Source organism: Viridibacillus sp. NPDC096237, assembly GCF_050278625.1.
GTDB lineage: Bacteria > Bacillota > Bacilli > Bacillales_A > Planococcaceae > Viridibacillus.
This window is the reverse complement of sequence record NZ_JBNNTI010000008.1, coordinates 100,545-111,565: the sequence shown is the minus strand read 5'-3', so window position 1 is coordinate 111,565 and position 11,021 is coordinate 100,545. Positions and strand designations below refer to the sequence as shown.

Sequence of the window (11,021 nt, the reverse complement as noted above, 5' to 3'; positions counted from 1 at the left end):
ATTGATTACACTGATTTACAACGCGAGCAAACTAGCAGTCGATCGTATCAACCAAGTTTTACGTGAACAACCAAACGTAGCTTAATTTTTAAAAACGGATTTTGTACTATGGGAGTTCTCTGTGCTCTAAAAAAATACGATTTATGAAATTGATTCAGGTGTAAAAAATCCAGAATTTATCATGTATTTAAAAAAGGGGGTAATAAGATGACCATTAAAGCACTAACAGAAAAATTATTACTTCAATTTTCTACACGCACATATAAAGACCGCCCTCTAATTGTTGCAATAGATGGTTTAAGTGGTGCAGGTAAAACCACATTAGTAAAAAAAATCGAGCAAGAATTAAATATCAATAATAAGTTGGTCATTTTACATATTGATGATCATATTGTAAAAAAAAATAAAAGATACCAAACCGGATACGAGGAATGGTATGAATATTACTATTTACAATGGGACATTAAGTTGTTAGCAACTAAATTATTCGAAGTGTTAAAAAATAGTATAAAAGATATCAATTTACCTTTCTATAATAAATCTACTGATACAATCACAACTAAACAAATTTCTGTAACATCTGATAGTATCATTCTTATAGAAGGTGTATTTCTACAAAGAAAAGAATGGAGAGAGTTTTACGACTTTATTATATTTTTAGACTGTCCTCGCGAAGTAAGATATGAGAGAATTTTAAATCGTGATTCGTATATTGGAGATAAACAAGCAATACTTTTAAAGTATAAAAGAAGATACTGGTTAGGAGAAGAACATTACCTGGATATAGAAAACCCCACTAGAAATGCAGATATAATATATAACGCATGTATTTAAACAAAGCCCCCTTGCTTTAGTAATTAAAGTAAGGGGGCCTCTTTTATATTATTGCTTATATACTATCTAAACACATAAACACTTTATCATGTCGTTACTTTTAAAACCGTTTTGATCTTTTGGATAATACCACCCGTGCTATAAGTTAATACGCTACGTTTATAGAACGATAGACTAAGCATGAATAATAAGACTACAGTCACAATAAGTATACCCAGTGAGATCATCGGTTCTGTTGCTGCAATATCAGTAGCCCCAATACGCAGTGGCATAATCATTCCTGATGTAAATGGAATATAAGAGAATACTTTTATAAGAATTGTATCTGGGCTATACAGACCAGACATTAAAACGTAAAATCCAATCATTCCAAGCATCATTGCTGGCATCATCGCTTGACTTGATTCCTCTACTTTAGACACAAGCGAACCAAGTAAAGCACCCATAATTAGGAACAACATAATTGATAATAATAAAAACGCAAGCGCATAACCAACATAGCCTGCAGACAATCCCCCTACCACTTTAATGACAGTATCCCATTTCGAACCGCCATCCACTACGATAAATAGCAGCGATAATGCCCCAAGTAAAATAACAATTTGCGTTAATGCTAAGAAAAATGTACCCGTTAGTTTCGCTAAAAAATGTGTAACCGGTTTGATACTTGCAAGTAGTACTTCTAAAACACGTGACCCCTTCTCAGATGCAACATCCGTCGTGATCATCGATAAGAATGAGATTACAAATGAGTAAATCATAATACCTACTAAAAATGAAGCTCCAATACCAGCTGATTTCTCTTCCTCACTTTTCCCACCAGCTGTATCTTCGTTTAAATTTTTCATTGAAATCTTTGTTTCAGATTGCAAAATTTTATCCGCTTGCTCTGCTGATAAATTAAGTTGCTGTACTTCATAAATCTTCCCTGCATATTGAATACTAGAAGATACCGTTTGTTGGTCATTAAACGTTAGCGGAGTAAATGTCGCAATTTCCGCTACTAACGATCCACCCTCGTCTTTAATAAAAATTGCAGCATCTAATTCTTCCTCTGTAACCTTTTTCTCAGCTGAAGCTCTATCTTCTTTTGGGAATGAAAATTCCATATCTGGACTTGAAGTAAATAGCGCTTTTAAATCTGCATCTGTATCATTTAACAAAGCAACCTTCAAAGGCTCCTCTGCAAACAGTGCATCTTTAATATTTGACCAGAACATAACACAACTAATGATTACAATATATAAAAGAATAGAGAAAATAAATGACTTCGCTTTAATCTTTTGTGTGTATAATTGCTTCACTAACAGCCAAAACTTAGACATTGACGCCACCTACCTTATCTTTGAAAATTTCATCTAAGGATAAATAATCAAGGCTGAATTTTTCAATATAACCACCATTCGAGACGATATCGAAAATCCCCTTTGCATACGATTCATCCTCTAAAGTAAGTGTGTATTGCTCTTTTCCTATGGCTACATCTTTAACACCTGGTAAAACACTAAGCTCCGCTACGGTCTTTTCAGTTCTCACAGTTAACTTTGTTTTACCATATTGTTTTTTCAAATCTAATAAACTACCAGAGAACAATGATACCCCTCTTTTTAACAAGCATAAATGATCACACAACTCTTCTACATTTTCCATCTGGTGACTTGAAAATAGAATTGTCGTACCATTATTCTTTAAGAATAATATCGCTTCTTTTAATAAATCTTTGTTCACTGGGTCTAACCCACTAAATGGTTCATCTAAAATCAAAAACTCCGGCTTATGTATGAAACTGGCAATAAGCTGAACTTTCTGTTGGTTCCCTTTAGAAAGCGTCTCTGCCTTGGCTTTACGCTTATCTTCTAGCTCAAAACGCTCAATCCAATAATTCACATCCACTTTTAAATCTTTTTTCTTACGACCTCTTAGTTCTCCAAAGAAATATAACTGATCTTCCACTGTCATAGTAGGAAAAATTCCTCGTTCCTCAGGCAAATAACCAAGCAAATCACGATCTATCGAGTGTATTGACTGCCCGTTCCACGAGATCGTCCCCGCAGTTGTTTCTTGCAAATCTAAAATCATACGGAAAGTCGTCGTTTTTCCAGCACCATTTTGACCAATCAGACCGAAAATCTCCCCTTGCTCAATCGTAAAAGAAAGATTATCTACCGCCACAAAATCTTGATATCTCTTTGTCACTTCTTGAATTACTAAAGCCATTGAAAGTCTCCTTTTATTCTAATTTCTTCAATATATTACTATACGTATGTACCTCAGATATGTATTCAATTTATTTATGGAAAATTTCTTTCTCTTTTTGTAAGGACCGTATTCTTGTATACACTTGTACCACTGCGATCAACATTATTAGCGATGCACTAACATTTAGTAACCCACCCCATACACTAGTCGATACAATAATATTTAAAATTGAACTAGCTATATTTAAAATCAATACAAAACTATAGAGAAATAAGATTTTACACAAATAAGCGATTTTAGATGTACTGTCCGAATACAATTCAAATGAACGCTCTTCTTCTTTTTTTCGGACATATGCCCAAAGAATGAAAATCGCTACTATCTCCACTCCAGTAGAGGCTAAAAATTCTAAATACTCCTTACGATCCTTTGGTAATAATACCAAGCGATAAGTGTATTTCTCTGGCACGCCTTCTTCAAATTGGTAGTAGAAGGGAATTGCTTTTTTTAAATGTAATCCTTTTTGACTTTGAGCATCGAGCCATTTTTCCTCCTTTTCATAATCGATAAAAAAGCGATGCGCTTTTATCATAAAGGACCCTCCTGATTTAGTATATTTTGCCCATTCATATATAATTCTTTTAAACGTCTCACCTCCTCTTCGACTACTTCTTTGCCAAGAGCTGTGATGACATATTCCTTTTTCCTCCCATCTTCTTCATAGGGCACAATCCACCTTTTAGTCACTAAAGACTTTATAGCCCCATATAATGTGCCTGGCCCAAGCTGCACCCGTCCATTACTTAATGACTCCACCAATTGCATAATGCCATATCCATGTCTTGGCTCATACAAGGCTAGCAAAATATAATAAACACCCTCTGTTAAAGGCGCATTTTGCTGCATAAACCCCACCTCTTTACATCGCTGGAAGATATATCAGCAGACGATATACAAAATATATCAGCAGACGGATATATTTGTCAATACATTTATGTCCATTTAATAGCTTTAATGGTATCTCTCACATAAAAAATAGTACAAAAGCATATTTGCTTCTGCACTATTTTTCACTGCACGAAAGAGACATTTCTAAACTTACGCTTAGTCTCTCACCGTTTTAATTTCAATATCACTCAAAATATCTCGCACTACCCAGCTAGCAGCGATTAAACCAACAGATGATGGTACAAACGCATTTGAAGATGGTGGCAATTGCGCTTTACGAATTTCCGCTTCTGGTTTACCGACTGTTTGTACAACATCTGGACGAACAACAATTGGGCTCTCATCAGAGAAAATTACAGGGATTCCTTTTTTAATACCTTCTTTACGCAATTTCACACGAATCACTTTTGCAAGAGGATCGGTATGTGTTTTTGAAATATCTGCAATTTGGAAACGTGTTGGATCCATTTTGTTTGCTGCACCCATACTTGCAATGATTTTCACGCCACGTTTTAAACATTCTTTCATAATATGAATTTTATAAATAACTGTATCTGATGCATCAATTACATAGTCAGGTTCATAGCTGAAGAATTTTTCGTACGTTTCTTCAGTATAGAACATATGCAAATCGATGACTTCGCAATCAGGATTAATATCAGCAATGCGTTCTTTCATAACAGCTGATTTTGAGCGACCAATTGTCGACATATAAGCAACTAATTGACGATTAATATTCGTAATATCTACATCGTCTTTGTCCACTAAAATAATACGCCCAACACCACTTCTTGCACAAGCTTCGGCAGCGAATGATCCAACACCGCCTATACCTAAAATTGCTACTGTTGTATTTTTTAGTTTATCTATTCCATCTGTTCCAATGGCTAATTCATTACGTGAAAATTGATGTAACATATACCTTTCACTCCGTTTTATTCAAATTTTGTAAGTAATCCTATCCTATTACTAAGAAAATAGGTATCGTGAAAAATATATACAAAAAGCAAGAGGATTGCAAGGATTGACTTGAGAAATATGTATGTCAAGATGAATTATATTAAATTAAGATTTCTTGAGGTACTACTTGATTCAAAGCAATCATTTCGATTTGATCTCTTTCAAGATTTTTACTACCATTTTTTCCATCGCCTCAGAAAATTGTTTTTATTACATGTCTAATTGATTGGAGCGAAGGTGGCGACTCCTGCGGGAATAGCGGGAAGTCCAAGACCCTGCAGGAGCATAGCGACGAAGCGACTTGGCGCCCGCCCGCGGAATGCGTCCACCGTAGCGGAAATAAACGGTCTTATTTATTTGTTTATATTACATGTCTAGTTGATTGAAGCGAAGGTGGCGACTCCTGCGGGAATAGCGGGAAGTCCAAGACCCTGCAGGAGCATAGCGACGAAGCGACTTGGGCGCTCGCCCGCGGAATGCGTCTACCGTAGCGGAAATCAACGGTCTTATCTATTTATATATATTTTAAAATAAAATGACTGTAGACAAACTCGAATTTCTTTAAGCTTGTCTACAGTCTGCAATATACAATCTATTAATAACTAATGGATTTCTCTAAAAAATAAGCAACTCGCCAAATAGAAATTGCTAATTTATACCAATTAAAATACAATGAAAGTAAGTTTTATTAAGTCGGTAAAAACGAAATGCTGAAATAAAGGAGAGAGGGTTTTTATGAGAACTATGAAATTTGTAAAAGCAATGTATATAATAATGGCTTTAATGATTATTGTTAACTCGATTAGTGAAGTAGTATTGAAGAGCAATTATTCTGCTATTGCTTTATGGATTTGTTTAATGCTTTTTTTATTTGGAACTATATTTTTTGTAAATGCTCGATATTATCATACAAGAAAAGACTGAAGTGCATATTACTTGCCCGAGACTCAATTTAGAATCCTATAATACCCAATACAAATACACAACAATCGTTTTTTACATCTAAATTCCCCAACTTCTTATCTCCATTTTCTAACACTAAAAAAAGATAATGCTTGTTTTTAGCATCATCTTCAGTATAAAGACAAAAGGTATTCAGTATGCTTACATCCTGAATATCTTTACTTTTATATTTTGGTCATTTAAAATACTTTTTATAGATAAAATATCCTTTGAGTGTTAACTTATATCCCATTTTTGAACTTAACTTTGCCAAGGACAATTGGCTAAATTCATAGCAGCAAAAGTAAGCATCTCCTGCATGGACATTTTTTTCAAAACTTTTTAAGGTTGTCCACCGTATCCTCAATTTTCCCCATAAGATTATTCTTGATGTACTGGGGGATCCAAATTTCAATTTGATCTCTTCCAGATTCTTTTACTATCATTATTTTCTATCACCTCAAAAAAAGCATTTATATTACATGTTCTAGTTGATTGAAGCGAAGGTGGCGACTCCTGCGGGACTAGCGGGAAGTCCAAGACCCTGCAAGAGCATAGCGACGAAGCGACTTGGCGCCCGCCCCGTGGAAAGCGTCCACCGTAGCGGAAATCAACGGTCTTTTTTATTTATTTGTTTATATTACATGTGTAGTTGATTGAAGGCGACTCCTGAGGGAATAGCGGGACAGTCCAAGACCCTGCAGGAGCATAGCGACGAAGCGACTTGGCGCCCGCCCGCGGAATGCGTCCACCGTAGCGGAAATCAACGGTCTTATCTAGATATTTTTTTATAATAATAGCAACATTGCAGTCTTCTGTAAATTTTACACTTCACTACCTGATGTCAACATTTGTTCATTAAAAGTCTCGACAAACCTTTGATCAACATATTGCCCACATTTTCTTAGCGCTCCTACGACTGCTCCACCAATTGGTGACATAAGGGCAGGCTGAAACTGCATTTCTACAACTTCTTTACTTGCTAATTTTTGAAGAATCGGAATGAAAAGTTCTACATTTGAGAACACACCCCCTGCTAATACAACAGGAATCGTCTCTTTTGACCAAGTCATTTGATCTATACATGCTTTGATTGATTGGAAGTATTTTTCGCAAGCTTTTTGAATAATAATTCTCGCGACGATATCGCCTTCTAGAGCTTCTTCGCTCACATACAAACTTAGTGGAGAAATAATAGCTCTTGGATGCCCCTCTCCATAGACATGATCTATTATTTGCGGAACCGCGTCTACTTGAAAGTGTTGGTATAACCTTGCTGTTAAATTGGTTTGATAACCTCGACCATCAAAAGCTTTAAATACTGCTTTTAAAGCTTGTACCCCTAAATCATAGCCACTTCCTTCATCATCAAATAGATATCCCCAACCGGAAGTACGTACTATGCGGTGTTGTTCATCTAACCCCAATGTAATTGCTCCAGTTCCTGCTATTTGTACAATCCCTTCAGAACCCAAAGTACCAGCATACAACGCATTAGTCGCATCATTTGCTATCTCAATCGTTGCCTCTTTTGGTAAGTGATTATGTAAAACATTCATTAGAATTGAATCATATTGTTTTTCTTTCACTCCAGCCATACCCGCAAAGCATCTTACAATTTGCGTAAAAGCGGTTGTGTTTTGTGAATTTAGTAGCATTAATGCTTGCTCAATTACAAGTTCAAATTCTATTTTACTCATAGTTGTCGGATTACTTTTACCGACTGTTACCATTGCATGGATATGCCCGCCTTCATCACAAATAACAGCACATGTTTTGGTGCCGCCGCCATCAATCGCTAATACAAACATCCTCATCCCCCTAGCTACTTACTTCATCCAATATAAGCAAAAAGGTTGAGAACTATAGATCATAGCACTCAACCCTTTTACTCATCCTAACTTTTTTTCTCTACCATTTTAAAACCAAATGATTCCCATGGTCGAATTTTCTCAAGCAAATAAATTTCTTCAGGTACTACTTTTGCTACAATATTCGCACTTCCTGAATTCGGTATATTCTTTAGCACTAATTGCAACTCACCTTTGTAGCGGATATCCTCGTCATTATCAATCGTAATATCACCTGTTTGAATATCAAATACATCATGCGATTTGAATTGCTCTGCTTTGTATTTAACGCGTGATTGCGTACTGCGAATCACATATTCAGAGACATCACCACGATTAAAGTGAGGTTCTTCAAAAATGATTTTATTTTCCACTTCTGAATTTTCCGCTGATGGTACAATATCAAGTTCTAATTTTTGGCGATTCAGTTTTCCTAATGCTTGTAGCTCTTCTTCCGATGCATACATATTCCCAATAATCAAATCATCTATTAAGCCCGTATGCCATAAATCCTTTGCTTGAACTGTAATTGGTAAACCGCGATGCTCCTCTAATGTAGGTAAGCCATGTAGTGTTTCCTCCCATGGTCCAAACTTTGCATGATTCGAAGAAATCATCGCCGCAGTACGGATATGATTATCTTTGAATAACTTTGAAGATTTAATAAAATGTGCTCTCGAAAGACCTGTAAACTTTCTTGGATAGAAATTATGGCAGCCGATAATATTTTCACGATTTGGTTGATAAGACAAAATATTTTCTACATACTTTGTTCCATTACTAATATTAAGTTCGACTTTTAAGTTAGAAGTGTCCAATGACATGAACGCCTCCTCCTGTCCAGAGAATCCCATATCTAAGCGTAATGCAGATAAATGATACTGTTCTTTCAAGGCTCCAATATCACGATAAGTTAAGTCTAATTCCTCAAAAACTTGCGGAGCGATGTCAGCGGAAATATGAAAGCCAAGCTGTTGCGCAAACTGATTGATTTGTTGTAACTTTTCTTTTTCCTCAGTATTTTTCACAGACATTAGACAAGTAAAAATGCGACTAAAACCATGATCATGCGCTAGTTGGATATAGTTTTGCATTTCTTCTAGCGTACTGTGTTGAGGATAAATTGAAATTCCTAATCTTCTCATTTGAATACCTCCGCTTACCATCTATTAAACGTTCACTTTTTCTGCTTCTGGTTTTTTCATTAGTTCTGCTTGATTTGTTGTAGATTGTTTTTTTCCTTCTGTTTTATCTACTTTAATTCTTGATGCTGCCACTATGAACGGTAAGTAGATACAAACTGAAATAGCGATTAATACGACACTTAAAACTCCACCTGTCCATGATTGCGTTGTTAACCACCCATTGATGACTGGTGGAACCATCCAAGGCGTCGCAACTGTTGCTGCAGGAACCCATCCCCATTTCGTTACGAAATAAGCAATTGATACATTGATCATTGGTGTTAGAACAAAAGGAATAACTAAGCTTGGATTTAAAATGATTGGTAAACCGAACATCAACGGCTCATTAATATTGAATAACGAAGGTGCGGCACCAACTTTACCTACCGTAGTGTACTGCTTATTCTTTCTAGCGAAAAGGAATATAGCAATAACTAAAGCAATTGTTGTACCAGACCCACCCATATTTACGAAAGCATCAAAGAATGGTTTGTTAATAATATATGGTGCAACTTCACCAGCATTAACTGCTTGAACGTTTTTAGCAATTGCATCAAGATTAATAGTTTGCATAAATGGATCGATAATATTCGCACCGTGAATACCAAATGACCAGAAGAATACAGGAACAAATGCTAAGATCAAGGCTGCAACCCACGTGTTTGTTAAACCCATAAATGGTTCTTGAACTGCTGCATAGAATGATGAAATAATATCAGGCATATCAAAACTTGTTGAAATGATTGTTCTTACTAAAGCAAATAATGAAATTGTTATAATAGCGGGTAATAATGCCGCAAATGATTTTGTAACTGCCGGCGGAACACCATCAGGCATTTTAATCAATAAACGCTTGTTGCCAGATAATCGTGAAAATAGTTCCGAAGATACGAGTGCAGCTATTAATGCAACGAATATACCTCCGGTTCCTGTGGTTAGACCACTTAAGCCGCCTTCACCGAATGTTCCGAATGTCAAATAACAAGATAAACCAATTGCCCCGGCAGATAAGCCATCTTTACCATAGCTTTTAGCTAAATGGTACGAAACTGTAAAGGCAAGAAGTAGAGACATGATGGCAAATGTCGCACTCCACACGTTCCCCCCCCATTGCGTCCATGTTCCATGTTCCCAAATTGAATCCATTAATTTTTGATAACCTTTAATCGGTAAGTTATTGATTATTACTGCTAACGAACCTGCAATAGTTAACGGCATAATTGTGATAAAGCCGTCACGAATCGCAACTAAGTGTCTTTGATTCCCAATCCTCGCTGCTACTGGAACGAACTTCTCCTCAAAAAAACGAAACATCCCTCTCCACTCTCCTTTGTGTTATAGATTATTTCTATGGTAAACATCAAGATTGATGTTAAGCCCCTTGTGGACGGTCATATAAATCTATAATTTCTATTGCTAAATCCTTAAAAGTTATGGCATTCATCAAGTGATCCTGTGCATGGATCAACATTATTGAAACCTCTACTTTTTCTCCTCTAGCTTCTTGTGTTAATAATGCGGTTTGAGAATGATGTGCTTCTACTAAAGATTTATTAGCTAATGTTATTTTCTCTTTAGCAGCGCTTACATTTCCTTGTTTAGCAAGTTGAATCGCTTCCATACAATCACTTTTTACGTTTCCACTATGCAAAATCAGCCCCATAATTGACTGTAACAAATCCGTTTCTTGCATGACCGTAACCCTCCTTGACTATCCGATTAAATTAAGTGCGTGCTGCAATACTTTTTCGCCGTTCATCATGCCATAATCACTCATATTGATCACTTCGATTGGGAAGTTTTTAGCTTTATATTTTGCTTCAAAAGGTCCTTTCAAATAACGTACTTGAGGCCCCAATAATAAGACATCGATATTTTTTGTTTTTAATGTTGAATCAACTTCACTTTCTGAAATTGCGAAAATATCTGCAGCTAAATTTTGTCCCTCAGCAGCCTTTTGCATTTTAGTTACTAGTAAACTAGTACTCATACCTGCAGCACAAACGAGCATAATATTTTTCATGAAGAGCACCCCTTTTTTGTAATATAACTCCTAAATTGAGAATAGCAGAAATTGGTCTATACCACAATACCCTTAAAACGC

Annotated in this window: 11 protein-coding genes; 1 reads left to right on the top strand and 10 read right to left on the bottom strand. The window is 36.0% G+C overall.

Going from position 1 to position 11,021, the window contains the following annotated elements:
* Positions 1-207: 207 nt before the first annotated feature.
* Positions 208-834, top strand: coding sequence for a kinase (locus ACQKMD_RS07410; RefSeq protein WP_427750778.1), 627 nt, complete (start codon positions 208-210; stop codon positions 832-834).
* 86 nt (positions 835-920) lie between these two features.
* Here the strand turns inward: ACQKMD_RS07410 and ACQKMD_RS07405 are convergent, their stop codons facing one another.
* From ACQKMD_RS07405 to ACQKMD_RS07360, 10 genes are all read right to left on the bottom strand, one after another.
* A complete protein-coding gene (locus ACQKMD_RS07405) occupies positions 921-2,159 on the bottom strand; it encodes an ABC transporter permease (RefSeq protein WP_427750776.1) in 1,239 nt (412 codons plus the stop codon).
* The gene (locus ACQKMD_RS07400) at positions 2,152-3,051 is read right to left on the bottom strand and encodes an ABC transporter ATP-binding protein (RefSeq protein WP_427750774.1); all 900 of its coding nucleotides are present in this window, start codon (positions 3,049-3,051) and stop codon (positions 2,152-2,154) included. Before ACQKMD_RS07400 ends, ACQKMD_RS07405 begins: the two co-directional genes overlap by 8 nt.
* Before the next feature lie 70 nt (positions 3,052-3,121).
* On the bottom strand, positions 3,122-3,625 hold the full coding sequence (locus ACQKMD_RS07395; RefSeq protein ID WP_427750772.1) for a DUF2812 domain-containing protein: 504 nt from the start codon (positions 3,623-3,625) through the stop codon (positions 3,122-3,124).
* Positions 3,622-3,939, bottom strand: coding sequence for a PadR family transcriptional regulator (locus tag ACQKMD_RS07390; RefSeq protein WP_427750771.1), 318 nt, complete (start codon positions 3,937-3,939; stop codon positions 3,622-3,624). Before ACQKMD_RS07390 ends, ACQKMD_RS07395 begins: the two co-directional genes overlap by 4 nt.
* Positions 3,940-4,137: 198 nt before the next feature.
* Positions 4,138-4,899, bottom strand: coding sequence for a tRNA threonylcarbamoyladenosine dehydratase (locus tag ACQKMD_RS07385; RefSeq protein ID WP_038187302.1), 762 nt, complete (start codon positions 4,897-4,899; stop codon positions 4,138-4,140).
* A 1,808-nt stretch (positions 4,900-6,707) separates the two neighbouring features.
* Complete coding sequence (locus ACQKMD_RS07380; RefSeq protein WP_427750769.1) at positions 6,708-7,694, bottom strand: N-acetylglucosamine kinase; 987 nt, start codon at positions 7,692-7,694, stop codon at positions 6,708-6,710.
* A gap of 86 nt (positions 7,695-7,780) precedes the next feature.
* Complete coding sequence (locus ACQKMD_RS07375; protein ID WP_427750768.1) at positions 7,781-8,878, bottom strand: DUF871 domain-containing protein; 1,098 nt, start codon at positions 8,876-8,878, stop codon at positions 7,781-7,783.
* A 24-nt stretch (positions 8,879-8,902) separates the two neighbouring features.
* The gene (locus tag ACQKMD_RS07370) at positions 8,903-10,231 is read right to left on the bottom strand and encodes a PTS sugar transporter subunit IIC (RefSeq protein ID WP_427750766.1); all 1,329 of its coding nucleotides are present in this window, start codon (positions 10,229-10,231) and stop codon (positions 8,903-8,905) included.
* 58 nt (positions 10,232-10,289) lie between these two features.
* Positions 10,290-10,610, bottom strand: coding sequence for a PTS lactose/cellobiose transporter subunit IIA (locus ACQKMD_RS07365; RefSeq protein WP_427750764.1), 321 nt, complete (start codon positions 10,608-10,610; stop codon positions 10,290-10,292).
* Between the two features lie 18 nt (positions 10,611-10,628).
* Entirely contained in the window at positions 10,629-10,940 is a 312-nt protein-coding gene (locus ACQKMD_RS07360; protein ID WP_427750763.1) for a PTS sugar transporter subunit IIB, read from the bottom strand.
* Positions 10,941-11,021: the final 81 nt, after the last annotated feature.